The following is a 13,172-nucleotide window of genomic DNA, read 5'->3' as shown; positions in this document are numbered from 1 at the left end:
TCGTCACTTCGGCGTCGGCTCCCGCAGCAGCGGCACCAGAACCCGGTTCAGCGTATCAAGGTCAAGCGCGCCCGCCTTGGCGTATCGCAGCTTGCCCGCACGATCGATGACGAAGTTGGTAGGCACGCCGCCCAACGCACCGTAGTCCCCCTTGATGGAGCGGGCTGCAGGCATGTGCATGGCCGCAAACAGGTTTCTCAGACGATAGATGGGAAGCGAGCCTTCGGTGGTAATCGCAAAGATCTTCAGGCCATGTCCTTGCTGCGCCGCATAATAGTTGTCGAGCGTCGGAAGTTCGGTCCGGCATGGACCGCACCAGGTTGCCCAGAAGTTGAGGACGACCACCTGCCCGCGGAGTTCCGACAAGCGAACCTTGTCCCCGCCGACCAGCGTGAGCTCGAACTCGGGCGCCATTTCGCCAATTACCGGCTGCGTTTTCGCTTGAGACGGCCCCACCGCCCCACTCCAGGCAAGAATCGTCGCAGCAGCCACCACTAATGCAGTGTGAACCCGTCTTGTCACTCTTCACGTCCCCCGAAAGCCCTCACCGGCCTAGGGCTATCCCGTCGTCAAGACACGATCAAGGCGTTCGGGCAACGGCTTCCTCCCACATCCGCGCAAATGAAAAAGGGCCGCGCTTTCGCGCGACCCCTTCCCTGTTTCCTTGCGGATCGTGCCGATCAGTCTTCCTTGAGGCCGCTGATCGGCTGCCGATCAGTCCTCCTTGAGGAAAGCCGGCATGTGGTTCGGGTTGCCGCCCTCGCCACCACCATCGCGGCGCGGACCACGGGGACCGCGATCGCCACCGCGACCACCGCCGTCACGGCGCGGGCCACGACGGTCACCGCCGCGATCGCCGCCACCACGCGGGCCACGGTCGCCGCCTTCACGCGGTTCGCGGGGCGGGCGGGTGTCTTCCAGCTCGGCGCCGGTTTCCTGATCGACAACGCGCATCGACAGGCGAACCTTGCCGCGCTGGTCGATCTCGAGGACCTTGACGTAGACCTCCTGGCCTTCCTTGACGACGTCGGTGGGCTTTTCCACGCGCTCGTTCTTCATTTCGGAGACGTGGACGAGGCCGTCCTTGCCGCCCATGAAGTTCACGAAGGCGCCGAAGTCGACGATGTTGACGACCTTGCCCTGATAGACCTTGCCGACTTCCGCTTCCTCGACGATGCCGAGGATCCACTTCTTGGCGGCCTCGATCTGCGCGATGTCCGAGGACGAGATCTTGATCACGCCTTCGTCGTCGATGTCGACCTTGGCGCCGGTCTCGGCGACGATCTCGCGGATGACCTTGCCGCCGGTGCCGATGACGTCACGGATCTTCGACTTGTCGATCTGGATCGTCTCGATGCGCGGTGCGTGCGCCGACAGTTCGGTGCGCGACGAGCCGAGAGCCTTGGTCATCTCGCCCAGGATGTGGGCGCGGCCGGCCTTGGCCTGCTCCAGAGCCTTGGCCATGATCTCGCGCGTGATGCCCGCGATCTTGATGTCCATCTGCATCGTGGTGATGCCGACTTCGGTGCCCGCGACCTTGAAGTCCATGTCGCCGAGGTGATCTTCGTCACCCAGGATGTCGGACAGGACGGCGAAGTCCTTGCCTTCCAGGATCAGGCCCATGGCGATGCCCGAAACCGGGCGAACGAGCGGCACGCCGGCGTCCATCATCGACAGCGAACCGCCGCAGACGGTGGCCATCGAGGACGAACCGTTCGACTCGGTGATGTCCGAGAGAACGCGGATCGTGTAGGGGAAGTCTTCCTTGGCGGGCAGCACCGGGTGCAGCGCGCGCCATGCCAGCTTGCCGTGACCGACTTCGCGGCGGCCCGGGGCGCCGAAGCGGCCCACTTCACCGACCGAGTAGGGCGGGAAGTTGTAGTGCAGCATGAACGACGAGTACGACAGGCCCTCGAGGCCGTCGATCATCTGCTCGGCGTCCTTGGTGCCCAGCGTGGTGGTGCAGATCGACTGCGTTTCACCGCGGGTGAACAGCGCCGAACCGTGGGTGCGCGGCAGGAAGCCGACGATCGCCTCGATCGGACGAACCTGCTCCAGCGTACGGCCGTCGATGCGCTTGCCGTCCTTGAGGATGGCGCCGCGAACGATGTCGGCTTCCAGCTTCTTCATGGTCTTGATCGCGACCATCTGGAGCTGCGGGGTTTCGCCCGCGAACGCTTCCTTGGCCTTGGCGCGCGCGGCGTTGAGGGCGTTGGAGCGGGCCGACTTGTCGGTCAGCTTGTAGGCTGCGGTGACGTCCTTGCCGACGGCCTTCTTGAGCTTCGCCTTGATGTCGGCAGTGTTGTCCGACAGGTCGATGTCCCAAGGCTCCTTGGCGGCCTTTTCCGCCAGGTCGATGATGAGGTTGACGACCTTCTTGATCTCGTCATGCGCGAACACGACGGCACCTAGCATCTCTTCCTCGGTCAGCTCCTTGGCTTCCGATTCCACCATCATCACGGCGTCGCCGGTGGCGGCGACGACGAGATCGAGGCGGCCGTCGGTGAGAGCAGCGGTCTGCTTCGGGTTCAGCGTGTACTCGCCGTCGACGAAGCCGACGCGCGCGGCGCCGATCGGGCCCATGAAGGGCACGCCCGAGATGGTCAGCGCGGCCGAAGCGGCGATCATCGCGACGATGTCGGCCTCGGTCTCGCCGTCATAGCTCAGGACCTGGGCGATGACGTTGATTTCGTTGTAGAAACCTTCGGGGAACAGCGGGCGGACCGGACGGTCGATCAGGCGGCTGGTCAGCGTTTCCTTTTCGGTCGCGCCGCGCTCACGCTTGAAGAAGCCACCGGGGATGCGGCCCGCGGCCGAATACTTTTCCTGGTAGTGGACGGTCAGCGGGAAGAAGTCCTGGCCTTCCTTCACCGACTTCGCGGCGGTCACCGCGCAGAGCACCACGGTCTCGCCGTAGGTTGCGAGGACGGCGCCGTCAGCCTGACGGGCGATGCGGCCGGTTTCGAGGGTGAGGGTCTTGCCGCCCCACTCCATGCTTACGGTCTTTACGTCGAACATTTTCGATTTCCTTGACCCGCGCGGCCCTATTGCCATGCGGGGCTTACTGCCGGGGATACCGTCCCGGTCCGGTGCGGGGCTTTTTCGTCGCCCCTGGGCTGCCTGCGCCGAATTGCGAGGATGCCCGGTTATTTCGTTCCCCCGTCATCCCAGCGAAGGCTGGGACCGGTGGCTGTCTTTAGACGCGCCCTTTCGTAGAAGCGCCCTGCCGACAGTTCGTGTGGCCCGGCCAGCGGTCCCAGCTTTCGCCGGGATGACGGGCGGCTGGCACATACCACATCGTATATGACAAATGCAAAACGGCCCGCCGAGGCGGGCCGTCGTCTCGGTTCTTACTTACGCAGACCGAGCTTCTGGATGAGCGAGTTGTAACGCGCCACATCCTTCTTCTTCAGATAGTCCAGCAGCGAGCGGCGCTTGTTGACCATGGCCAGCAGACCGCGACGCGAGTGGTTATCCTTGTGGTGAGCCTTGAAGTGCTCGGTCAGGTTCTTGATGCGCTCGGTGAGGATCGCAACCTGGACTTCCGGGCTGCCCGTGTCGCCAGCGACGCGAGCGTTGTCCGTGATGATGTCCTGCTTCTTTTCAGCGGTAACCGACATTTCATTTACTCCGCGACATCGGATAGATTGAACCCCCGAACGACGCGGACCTCGCGGTCCGTAAGCTGTACCAAAGCGACGGGGACGGTGCCCTCGTACGCGCAGTAGAGCCCGTCTTCATGGGGCATTCCGGTGAGAACGCGGCCCTGACGGACCGCCCTTGCCTGCTCCGGGTCGAGGTTCAGGGCCGGGATGTCGTCCAGCCCCGCCTCCAGCGGCAAGAGTATCTGCTCAAGAGGCGCGCCCTTACCGAATTCGTTCAATTTGTCCAGCGAAATCGCGTGGGACAGGTCGAACGGACCGGCCCTGGTCCGGCGCAGCATCGTGACCGTGCCACAACTTCCCAGCGCCTGCGCAATGTCCCGCGCGAGGCTGCGGATATACGTGCCCTTGGAAACCGTGGCCAGCAGTGTCGCGCCCGCTTCGGAATCGAAATTCAGCAGTTGCAGGTCGAACACGGTCACGCTGCGCGTCTTGAGCTGCACATCCACCCCGGCGCGCGCCAGATCGTAGGCCCGCTCGCCATCGACCTTGAGCGCCGAGTAGGCAGGCGGCACCTGCTCGATCGGCCCGGTGAAGCGCGGCAGCACCGCCTCCACCTCATCGCGCGAGGGGCGCACGTCGCTGGTCGCGATCACCGCGCCTTCGAGGTCGAGCGTGTCGGTTTCCTCGCCGAACTTCACGGTGAACTCATAAGCCTTGGTGGCATCGAGCATCCGGCCCGCCAGCTTGGTCGCCTCGCCCAGCGCCACCGGGAGAATCCCCGTCGCCAGCGGGTCAAGCGTGCCGCCGTGGCCCACCTTCACCTTCTTGCCGTACCCGGCCTCGCGCAAATTGCGCTTCACCGCCGCCACGGCTTGCGTCGAACCGAGGCCCAGCGGCTTGTCGAGAATGATCCATCCGTGCGGCATCATGCTTCCTTCGGCCATGCGAGCAACCGCGCGTGATCCGCGATGGGGGTCGGCCACAGCACGCACAGGGCATCGAAATTCTCCCGATCCCCCGAATAGAGCGCGCGGATCGCCTCTTCGTAGCCCGGACGGTCGCCCGCCATGACGGTGAGGAAGCGGCAGGCGGCATCGAGACACTCGCGCTCGCTGCGCCCGGCCCGCATCGCCGCCTCCACTAACTTACGTAGAGTGACCGAGGCGCCGCCGGGCTGCGCGGCCAGCCATTCCCAATGGCGCGGCAACAGCGTGACCTCGCGCGCCTCCACGCCCAGCGAGGGCCGCCCGCGCGGACGCGGTGCGGCGGGTTCGGTCAGGTCGAGATCGACCTGCCGCCCGGTATCGTCGTCGAAGGCGAGCAGATCGCTGCTGCGGGCGAGCGGACCGAGATCGCGCGCAAAATCCCTCAGGGCCTGGGTGAAATCCCCCGGCTGTCCGCGCGCGATCACGTCGTCCTTGTAGAATACGGTGACGGCCATGGGCACTTCCTTTCGGACAGCGCCGCTACATTAACCCGGATGAAATTGTCAATATACCCGGATTAAAATTGATCTGGACACGCTTTTGACGGGAAGCGGCCGTGCTATCCTCCCTGTTCCGAAGGAATGGGGAGGTGGCAGCCCGCAGGGCTGACGGAGGGGTTTGCCCCCTCCACCACCGACTGCGTCGGCGCCCCCCCTCCTCATCGCTGCGCGACAGGGAGGATCAGGCAATGTCCGCAATGGGCAGTCCGAATAGCCCTACCGCCGCAGCGCCTCACTGAAATGGCGGCGACACAGCGCCACGTAGCGGTCGTTGCCGCCGATCTCGGTCTGCGCGCCCTCGCTGACGGCCCGACCGCCGTCATCCACGCGCAAGTTCATCGACGCCTTGCGCCCACAGTGGCACACCGCCTTGAGCTCGATGAGCGAATCCGCGATCCCCAGCAGGATCGCCGCTCCGGGGAACAGATCGCCGCGAAAATCGGTGCGCAGGCCATAGCAGAGGACCGGAATGCCCACCTTGTCGGCGATGTCCGCGCATTGCCACGCCTGCGCAGCGGTGAGGAACTGCGCTTCGTCCACCAGCACGCAGGACAGCGGCTCCACCGCGTGGGCGGCGCGCACTTGTTCGCACAAGTCGGTCAACGGGCCGAACCGGTGCGCCGAGGCGTGGAGGCCGATGCGGCTTTCGATCGCGTGATCGGCGCCCATTCCGGCGCTGCGATCGTCTATCGCGGCGGTCCACAGCATCGTCTTCATACCCCGCTCACGGTAGTTGAAGGCCGCCTGCAACAGCGTCGTCGATTTGCCCGCGTTCATGCTGGCGTAGTAGAAATAGAGCTTGGCCATCGGTTGCTGGGGATAACACCGCCCCGAATGCGGCGCACGGTCTTTCCCGGGCTTCTCCCCGGGTCAATTGCCCTTAACAATCAAGATCGAAGTCCAAGGGAGTGCCGGATGAGGCCGTGGTCATGAAGAAGCCGGGCGCATGAAGAAACTGATCGCCGCGCTGGCGGCCTTTGCGCTGCCCGCGCTCCTTGCTGCCTGGCTGGCGCTCGCGCCGCTGGGCGGGCAGTATGCCTCGCTCGATCCGCTCGCCGAGCGCGTGATCGGCATGCAGGGGCGCAATGCGGCCGTCTTCGCGCTGCTGATGGCCGGGATCGGCCTTGCCGTGCTGGCCGCGCTCGCGGTGCGCGGCAAACCCGCGGAACGACTGACGTATCAACCGCAAGTCGCACCGCAGCAATTCGGCCGCCGCCGCCGCAAGCTCACCGCCGAACCGGAACCGGTTGACGAAGAGAGCCCCGAAGAAGACGCCCTCCCGTTCGAGGAGCCTGCCACCGAAGAGCCCGCGGACGAGCCGGAAGCCCCCGCCCTCCCCCCGCAGCCGACGGTGGCGTCTGCCCCCGTCGTGCTCGTGCGCAAGCAGCGGGAGCGGCGGCGCGACTGGTTCGGCGATGCCAGTTGGCTCGGCGGCCTGCCGCGCCTCGGCAATGCCGAATGGCCGCGCGACGAAGCGGGGACGCCGCTGCCCTTCGCGGCGCAGATCGACTTGTCCGAACTCGCCGCCGCCCGCCCGGACATGCCGCTGCCGCGCAGTGGATCGCTGGCGTTCTTCCTCGGCGCGGGTGCAGTCGTCGCCGTGCCGGAGGGCATCCACGACTTCACAGACCCGCCCACCGACCTGCCGCCCGCCTATGACGAGGGAGGGCTGCCCTTCCCCACCCGCCACACCCGCCTGACCCGCTGGTTCTTCCCGTTCTGGCCGGTGAGCCCGGTGGCGCTCGACCCGACCGGCCCGCAGAGCGACGCGGCGCTCGCCGTCCGCCTCGGCGCGGCCTTGCGTGATCATACCTTCTACGCGGCGGGCGTCGGCGCTCCGGTCGAGGCCCTGTGGTGGCATGCGGTGATCCATTTGTCCGACCGCCTGCACGAGGCGCTCGACGAGGCGCCGCGCCTGCTTTCGCGCCGCCGTGACGAGATGGCGCGCCAGAACGCGGAAATCGCCCGCCTGCGCACCGATGCGGCCGCGATCCCCTACGCATTGGAAGATGCGCAGGAGATCGCCGAGCAGATCGAGGGCGAATACGCGCTGCTTCAGGACCAATGCGCCGCGCTGCCCGCTATGGTCGCCGCGCTCGACCAGTTCATCGCCGGGCGCGAGCCGATGAAGCGCCTGACGGCCGAGGAACTTGCGGTGGTCGGCGACATCCTCGCCGAGCTGCACGAGAGGTACGGCGAAGTGGTGCAGGCGCACCTGCCCGGCACGCTTGCCGACCTCGCGACGATCTCGCTGCGCACGATGGTGTCCGGCCCACCCGAAACCCTCGCCGCCGTGCCGGACGCCGTGCTCTCACGGATCAACCGCGAATACCGCATGCCGCCCGTCCATCACCACCGGATGCTCGACGCCGAAACCGACGGCAGCGAAGTCCTGCTGCTGCAACTCGGCTACGACGACCTGATGGAGTGGGCATGGGAGGAAACCGGCGCCTGGCGTTTCCGCATCGGCGCCCAGGCCCTGCTTACCAGAGACTGGCAGGCAGCGACGCTGGCGTTCGAGACGGACTGACAGGCCGGCCGGTCAGGACCGCGCCTCGGCCAGCAGCACTTCGGCGAGCGCTTCGGGACGGGTATTCATGACCTGATGCCCGGCATCGATGCGGTGCAGTCGGCGCGCATGAAGCCGGTCGGCGAAGCGCTCCTGCCACGAAGCCGGCAAGGCCATGTCGCGCAAGGCGACGACGTAGCAGGCTGGGATCGCGCGCAAGTGGTCGTAGCGCCATTCGCTGTAGGTATAGGCGCTCGCGGGCCATCCGTCGTGGCCGAGCTTTCCAAGGAAGGCTGCCGCCTCGCCCTCCTCCATGTCGTTGCAGAACATGGTTGCGTAGCGCTCGGCTTCGGACCCGGATGGATAGCCGACTTCCTCGACACTCGACCCGCGCGGCCCGCGCCCCATCTGATCGAGCGTCGTCAGGCCCGGCAGGGGCGCCGAACAGGTGACGTAGGCCAGCTTGCCGATGAGGCCGCCGGGCGCAAGTTCAGCCATGTGCGGGATCGTCATGCCTGCCTGTGAATGGCCCACCAGCATGACCTCGCGCAGCCCGGAGGCGAGGATGTCGCCGATCAGTTCGCGCGTCGTGTCGGCGAAGGCATAGGCGGCGGTATCCACGCCGCGCTTCGCGCCGCAACCGGGTGCATCCAGCGCAAGGCAGCGCGCTGCCCCGCCGGACTGACGCCCGACCGCCGCGATCGTCTCCTCCCAGACCCAGCCGCCCTGTCCGCCGCCATGGAGGAACACCATGTCGCGCATACCCGCTCTCCCGATCATCGAATTGCGATCAGGGTAGCGGGCCGGGCGAGCGGAGGAAGAGGCAGCGCCGGGTGATCGTCCCAGCGGTGCGGACGGTCAGCCCTCGAGGTCGCGCTTCACGCGCGGGTCGTTAAGCAGCGCGTCGATGCGGCTCGCCTCGTCGAACGTCTGGTCGGAGCGGAACTGGATCTTGGCCGCGAACTTCAGCTTGAGCCGCTGGGCGACCTCGCGCTGGAAATAGGCGGTGTTGGTCCGCAGCGCCTTGAGCACTTCCTCCTCGTGCTCGCCCAGCAAGGGCTTCACGAAGACGGCGGCCTGCCGCAGATCGGGTGTCATGCGCACTTCGGTGACGGAGACCGTATGCGCGCTCAGCGTGTCGTCGTGGACCTGCTGGCGGGCGAGAATCTCGGAAATGACGTGGCGCACCTGCTCACCCACCTTGAGGAGGCGGACGGAGTGCTGTTCGGGAGTTGTCTGGTTTTTTGCCATTTGATGCGTCCATGTGGGCCGGGCGCGACAATTTGCAACAAACTGTTACGCCTCCTTACCCGGCTCTTGGCGTTATCCCGGATGAAACGTGCCGTCAAAGGAGTCGCACCATGAAAAAGTTCACCGCCGCCCTGCTCAGCGCCGCGCTGCTGGTCCCCGGCATCGCCGCAGCGCCTGCCATGGCGCAGCCCGCCCACCACGACGATCGTGGAAATCGCGACGATCGCGGCCCACACAAGACCGTCGTGACGCAAAAGACGACCTACAAGTCCTTCCGCAAGGGCCAGAAGTTCGATCGCCGCTATGCGCGCAACTATCAGGTCGTCGACTATCGCAAGTACCGCAACGTAAAGGCGCCGCCGCGCGGCTACCACTACGTGCGCTCGGGCAACGACATGCTGCTCGTGGGCATCACCAGCGGTATCGTCGCCTCGGTGCTGGCGGGCCAGTTCCGCTAAGGCCGACTGGCGGGATCAGAGGGCGGGCCGTTCGCGCGGCCCGCCCTTTTTCATGCCATCTTCGCGGCGATCCGCGCGAGCGAGCGCACGTTGCGCGCGGTGCCCCGGCAGCCGAGACGCCGCTCAATGAAGGCATTGGTGAGCTTGGAATGGCCCGCGCCGTCCACATAATCGATGTAGAGGCAGCGCGGCCCCATCGCGATCTTCTCCGGCCCGCGCCCGGCATGGTTGGCCACCAGCTTGTCGAATGCCGACTGATCGGCATCGCGTTCCAGGAACAGCGTGTGGACGTAATGGTCCTGTCCGATTCCGGTGAACGGATTGTCCTCCACCGCCGAGCGTACTTCCCCGGCGTTGCGCACGGCGGCGAAGGTGCTCATGTCGAAGCGGTCGAGCATCATGTGCGCGAACAGGTCTTCCAGCCCGTCGGTAGGCCGCTCGTCGAAATCGAACAGGACGTTGCCGCTGGTGACGACGGTTTCGACGTTCTCGAACTCCTCGCGCTCGAAGGCATAGCGCAAGTCCGCCATGGTCAGGCGGTTACCGCCCACGTTGATCGAGGCGAAGAAGGCGCAGTAGCGGGTCATCTTGAATGTTTCCGAAGATTGATGAAGGCCGACCTCGCCTACCACGATTGATGCGCCCGGTTAAAGTTCCGCAAGGCCCGGAAGGCGCGCCCTTGCAAGGGGGCGTGGAGCGATGTAATTTACGGCCGTTACCGTGGTTTGAATGTCCATTCAGCCTGCCGAGCCCGGACGTTGCAGCGTCCGGGCTCTTTCCATTTTGGAGGCTGGGCATATCGGAGGCCGGCGTTGCAGCGCCGACCTCCTCACCGGTTATTTACGCCCCAGTTCGATCAGCTTGATCGTCAGGGTCACGAGCGCGACGATCAATGTCGCTACGCCCAGAACCAGTGTTACCGTCGTCTGCAAATCCATCCGCATCACCTGCCTTTCCGCCGCCAGTTGCGACCAGCGAGGTATAGGCGCGATGCGCATCCGCTCCCGATTAAATCCCGGCAAACGAAAGCGGCCACCGCCGGGTCTCCCCGACGATGGCCGCGTCCATCAGCGTTGATGTAAGATCGAGCCTTAGCCGACGGTACGCTCGCGGTGGCTGACTTCGAAGACTTCGAGGTGGTCGCCCGCCTTGATGTCGTTCGTATCGGCCAGCACAACGCCGCATTCCAGACCCGCGCGCACTTCGTCGACGTCGTCCTTGAAGCGGCGCAGCGAGGAGATCGTCGTCGCCGAAACGATGACGTCGTTGCGGGTGAGGCGCGCGCTGAGACCCTTGCGGATGTAGCCCTCGACCACCAGCAGACCCGCTGCCTTGTCGCGCTTGCCGGCCGGGAAGACCTGCTTGACCTCGGCGCGGCCGACGACGGTTTCGATGCGCTCCGGCCCCCAGATGCCCGCCATCTGCTTCGCGACCTCTGCGGTCAACTCGTAGATGACGTCGTAGTACATCATCGGCGTCTTGGTACGCTCGACCAGTTCGCGCGCCTTGGCGTTCGGACGGACGTTGAAGCCAACGATCGGCGCACCGCTGGCAGCCGCCAGCGACACGTCGGTCTCGGTGATCGCGCCGACGCCCGAGTTCAGGATGCGAACCTTGATCTCGTCGTTCGAGAGGGCGTGGAGAGCGGCGTTGATCGCCTCGACCGAACCCTGCACGTCCGCCTTGATGACCACCGGGTACTCGATGACCTTTTGCTTGTCGGCCAGGGCCGAGAACATCGTGTCGAGGCTGGCGGGCGCCATCGCGGTGCGCTTGGCGGTCGCCTGCTCCTGACGCCAGGCCGAAACCTCGCGCGCGCGGCTTTCGCTCTCGACCACGGTGAGCATGTCACCGGCCATCGGCACGCCGCCGATACCGAGGACTTCCACCGGCATCGCGGGCGGAGCGACCTTGAGCTGGCGCCCCTTGTCGTCGAGCATGGCGCGCACGCGGCCGCTCTCGGTGCCGACGACGAGGATGTCGCCGACCTTGAGCGTACCACGGTTGACCAGCACCGTCGCGAGCGGCCCCTTGCCCTTGTCGAGCTTGGCTTCGATCACGGTGGCTTCGGCCATGCGGTCCGGGTTGGCCTTCAGTTCCATCAGTTCGGCCTGGAGCAGGATCTTCTCGATCAGCTCGTCCAGACCCTTGCCGGTCTTGGCCGAGACTTCGACGTCCTGCACGTCACCCGACATTTCCTCGACCACGATCGAGTGTTCGAGCAGACGCTCACGCACCTTCTGCGGGTTGGCTTCGGGCTTGTCGCACTTGTTGATCGCGACGATCATCGGCACGCCGGCGGCCTTGGTGTGATTGATGGCCTCGACCGTCTGCGGCATGATGCCGTCGTCGGCCGCGACCACCAGCACCACGATGTCCGTGACGTTGGCACCGCGCATACGCATCTGCGTGAAGGCGGCGTGGCCCGGGGTGTCGAGGAAGGTGACGAAGTCGCCGCCCTTGGTCTTGATCTGGTAGGCGCCCATGTGCTGGGTGATGCCGCCCGCCTCGCCGCGCACGACGTCGGTGCCGCGCAGGGCGTCGAGCAGCGAGGTCTTGCCGTGGTCGACGTGGCCCATGATCGTGACGACCGGCGGACGCGCCTTCAGCGTGTCCTCCGGATCGACGTCCACGGTGTGGTCGATATCGATGTCGCTTTCCGACACGCGCTGGACGTTGTGGCCGAATTCCTCGACCAGCAGCTCCGCCGTATCCTGGTCGATCGTCTGGTTGACGGTGACCATCATGCCCATCTTGAACATCGACTTGACGAGGTCCGCCGCCTTTTCGGCCATGCGGTTCGCCAGTTCGGCGACGGTGATCGCCTCAGGCACGATGACGTCGCGAACCTGCTTCTCGCGCGGCTGCGAACGGCCGCTGTAGCTGGAACGACGCTCCTTCTCACGCGCGCGCTTGAGCGCGGCGAGCGAACGGGCACGGGCGCCCTCGTCGTCGTTGAGCGCACGGTTGACGGTCAGCTTGCCGGCCTGGCGACGATCGCCGCCCTTGGCATTGCGGTCGTTCTGCGAGTTTGCCGCCGGACGGGCCGGGGTTGCCGGGCCCTTCTTGGCGCCGAGCGGCGCGCGCGCGGCAGTGCCACCAGCGGTATTGCCACCGCCCGAGGTCGAGGCCGCAGGCGCGGTCGGTTCGGCACGGCGCGGCTCGGGGCGCTGCACCGGGGTGAAGCGACGCGCGGCCGGAGCCGGAGTTGCGACCGGCGCGGGAGCCGGGGCAGGTGCAGCGGCCTTGGCGACAGGAGCCTGCGCAGGCGCTTGCGCCACCGGTGCGGGAGCCTCGGCAGCAGCCGGAGCTTCGACGACGGCCGGGGTCTCGGCTGCGATGGGCGCTGGTGCGGGTTCGGGCGCAGCGACAGGCTCGGGCGCCTTGACGGGCTCGGCCGGTGCGGCGGCTGCGGCAGCCGCTTCCTCTTCGGCGCGGCGATTGGCTTCGACGCGCTGCTTCTCTTCGTCGATCGCGCGCTGGCGCTGTTCCTGCTCGCGGCGGGTCGCCTCCTCGAGCATCTGCATGCGGGCTTCCTCAGCCTCGCGCTGCATGCGGGCGACGCGCTCCTGCGGCGTTTCGTTCGAGGGCGCTGGGCGACGGACGGGCGGCGGGGGCGGAGCCGCAGGACGCGGTGCTGCAGCCTGCGGGGCAGGTGCCGGAGCAGCGGCGGGCGCCGGAGTCGCTTCGCCTTCGGGCTTGCCGCCCGGCATCAGCTTGCGGCGCTTCACCTCGACCACCACCTTGTTGGTGCGGCCGTGGCTGAAGGTCTGCTTGACCTCACCCGCTTCCACTGAGCGCTTAAGCCCAAGCGGCTTGCGGCCCAGGGTCGGTTTGTTGTCGGTCTCGCTCATATTTCTCGT

The 13,172-nt window shown here is 66.3% G+C and carries 13 protein-coding genes; 2 read left to right on the top strand and 11 right to left on the bottom strand.

All coding sequences use genetic code 11. From position 1 onward, the window contains the following. Positions 1–3: 3 nt before the first annotated feature. The 6 genes from BES08_RS17740 to BES08_RS17715 form a co-directional block, all read right to left on the bottom strand. Positions 4–492, bottom strand: a complete 489-nt coding sequence (locus BES08_RS17740; RefSeq protein ID WP_231958085.1) for a TlpA family protein disulfide reductase — start codon at positions 490–492, stop codon at positions 4–6. A 222-nt stretch (positions 493–714) separates the two neighbouring features. After that, entirely contained in the window at positions 715–3,018 is a 2,304-nt protein-coding gene (gene pnp, locus BES08_RS17735; RefSeq protein ID WP_069709083.1) for a polyribonucleotide nucleotidyltransferase, read from the bottom strand. A gap of 332 nt (positions 3,019–3,350) precedes the next feature. Then, positions 3,351–3,620 carry a 30S ribosomal protein S15 gene (gene rpsO / locus BES08_RS17730; protein ID WP_008993704.1) on the bottom strand — a complete coding sequence of 90 codons (270 nt, stop codon included), beginning with the start codon at positions 3,618–3,620 and terminating at the stop codon, positions 3,351–3,353. A 5-nt stretch (positions 3,621–3,625) separates the two neighbouring features. Then, positions 3,626–4,531, bottom strand: coding sequence for a tRNA pseudouridine(55) synthase TruB (gene truB / locus BES08_RS17725; protein ID WP_069709332.1), 906 nt, complete (start codon positions 4,529–4,531; stop codon positions 3,626–3,628). After that, the gene (locus BES08_RS17720) at positions 4,531–5,046 is read right to left on the bottom strand and encodes a DUF2239 family protein (protein WP_069709082.1); all 516 of its coding nucleotides are present in this window, start codon (positions 5,044–5,046) and stop codon (positions 4,531–4,533) included. The genes truB and BES08_RS17720 overlap by 1 nt, the downstream gene beginning before the upstream one ends. A gap of 261 nt (positions 5,047–5,307) precedes the next feature. Next, positions 5,308–5,898, bottom strand: coding sequence for a thymidine kinase (locus tag BES08_RS17715; RefSeq protein ID WP_069709081.1), 591 nt, complete (start codon positions 5,896–5,898; stop codon positions 5,308–5,310). 139 nt (positions 5,899–6,037) lie between these two features. Between BES08_RS17715 and BES08_RS17710 the strand changes: the two genes are divergently transcribed. Next, entirely contained in the window at positions 6,038–7,621 is a 1,584-nt protein-coding gene (locus BES08_RS17710; protein WP_069709080.1) for a DUF1963 domain-containing protein, read from the top strand. 12 nt (positions 7,622–7,633) lie between these two features. Here the strand turns inward: BES08_RS17710 and BES08_RS17705 are convergent, their stop codons facing one another. Both BES08_RS17705 and rbfA read right to left on the bottom strand, forming a co-directional pair. Continuing rightward, positions 7,634–8,362 carry an alpha/beta fold hydrolase gene (locus BES08_RS17705; RefSeq protein ID WP_069709079.1) on the bottom strand — a complete coding sequence of 243 codons (729 nt, stop codon included), beginning with the start codon at positions 8,360–8,362 and terminating at the stop codon, positions 7,634–7,636. A gap of 96 nt (positions 8,363–8,458) precedes the next feature. Beyond that, a complete protein-coding gene (gene rbfA / locus BES08_RS17700; RefSeq protein ID WP_008830674.1) occupies positions 8,459–8,851 on the bottom strand; it encodes a 30S ribosome-binding factor RbfA in 393 nt (130 codons plus the stop codon). A 110-nt stretch (positions 8,852–8,961) separates the two neighbouring features. Here rbfA and BES08_RS17695 point away from each other — a divergent pair, with 110 nt between their 5' ends. Next, positions 8,962–9,309 carry an RcnB family protein gene (locus BES08_RS17695; protein WP_008830675.1) on the top strand — a complete coding sequence of 116 codons (348 nt, stop codon included), beginning with the start codon at positions 8,962–8,964 and terminating at the stop codon, positions 9,307–9,309. Positions 9,310–9,359: 50 nt separating this feature from the next. On the opposite strand, the gene BES08_RS17690 is transcribed toward BES08_RS17695, so the two are convergent. The 3 genes from BES08_RS17690 to infB all read right to left on the bottom strand — a co-directional run bounded on the left by BES08_RS17690 (position 9,360) and on the right by infB (position 13,163). Continuing rightward, positions 9,360–9,896 carry a DUF1697 domain-containing protein gene (locus tag BES08_RS17690; protein ID WP_069709331.1) on the bottom strand — a complete coding sequence of 179 codons (537 nt, stop codon included), beginning with the start codon at positions 9,894–9,896 and terminating at the stop codon, positions 9,360–9,362. A 249-nt stretch (positions 9,897–10,145) separates the two neighbouring features. After that, positions 10,146–10,307, bottom strand: coding sequence for a hypothetical protein (locus BES08_RS33000; RefSeq protein ID WP_156799901.1), 162 nt, complete (start codon positions 10,305–10,307; stop codon positions 10,146–10,148). 93 nt (positions 10,308–10,400) lie between these two features. Then, positions 10,401–13,163 carry a translation initiation factor IF-2 gene (gene infB / locus BES08_RS17685; RefSeq protein ID WP_069709078.1) on the bottom strand — a complete coding sequence of 921 codons (2,763 nt, stop codon included), beginning with the start codon at positions 13,161–13,163 and terminating at the stop codon, positions 10,401–10,403. Positions 13,164–13,172: the final 9 nt, after the last annotated feature.

The organism is Novosphingobium resinovorum (genome assembly GCF_001742225.1).
Classification (GTDB): domain Bacteria; phylum Pseudomonadota; class Alphaproteobacteria; order Sphingomonadales; family Sphingomonadaceae; genus Novosphingobium; species Novosphingobium resinovorum_A.
The sequence above is the reverse complement of the archived record's forward strand: the minus strand, read 5'-3'. Positions and strand labels throughout refer to the sequence as shown.

What these genes read in the sequence shown, in the direction of transcription:
- rbfA (WP_008830674.1), bottom strand. Translation starts at nt 8,851, where the DNA reads ATGGCAAAAAACCAGACAACTCCCGAACAGCACTCCGTCCGCCTCCTC.
- BES08_RS17710 (WP_069709080.1), top strand. Translation starts at nt 6,038, where the DNA reads ATGAAGAAACTGATCGCCGCGCTGGCGGCCTTTGCGCTGCCCGCGCTC.
- BES08_RS17695 (WP_008830675.1), top strand. Translation starts at nt 8,962, where the DNA reads ATGAAAAAGTTCACCGCCGCCCTGCTCAGCGCCGCGCTGCTGGTCCCC.
- BES08_RS33000 (WP_156799901.1), bottom strand. Translation starts at nt 10,307, where the DNA reads ATGCGCATCGCGCCTATACCTCGCTGGTCGCAACTGGCGGCGGAAAGG.
- pnp (WP_069709083.1), bottom strand. Translation starts at nt 3,018, where the DNA reads ATGTTCGACGTAAAGACCGTAAGCATGGAGTGGGGCGGCAAGACCCTC.
- truB (WP_069709332.1), bottom strand. Translation starts at nt 4,531, where the DNA reads ATGCCGCACGGATGGATCATTCTCGACAAGCCGCTGGGCCTCGGTTCG.
- rpsO (WP_008993704.1), bottom strand. Translation starts at nt 3,620, where the DNA reads ATGTCGGTTACCGCTGAAAAGAAGCAGGACATCATCACGGACAACGCT.
- BES08_RS17705 (WP_069709079.1), bottom strand. Translation starts at nt 8,362, where the DNA reads ATGCGCGACATGGTGTTCCTCCATGGCGGCGGACAGGGCGGCTGGGTC.
- BES08_RS17715 (WP_069709081.1), bottom strand. Translation starts at nt 5,898, where the DNA reads ATGGCCAAGCTCTATTTCTACTACGCCAGCATGAACGCGGGCAAATCG.
- BES08_RS17690 (WP_069709331.1), bottom strand. Translation starts at nt 9,896, where the DNA reads ATGACCCGCTACTGCGCCTTCTTCGCCTCGATCAACGTGGGCGGTAAC.
- infB (WP_069709078.1), bottom strand. Translation starts at nt 13,163, where the DNA reads ATGAGCGAGACCGACAACAAACCGACCCTGGGCCGCAAGCCGCTTGGG.
- BES08_RS17720 (WP_069709082.1), bottom strand. Translation starts at nt 5,046, where the DNA reads ATGGCCGTCACCGTATTCTACAAGGACGACGTGATCGCGCGCGGACAG.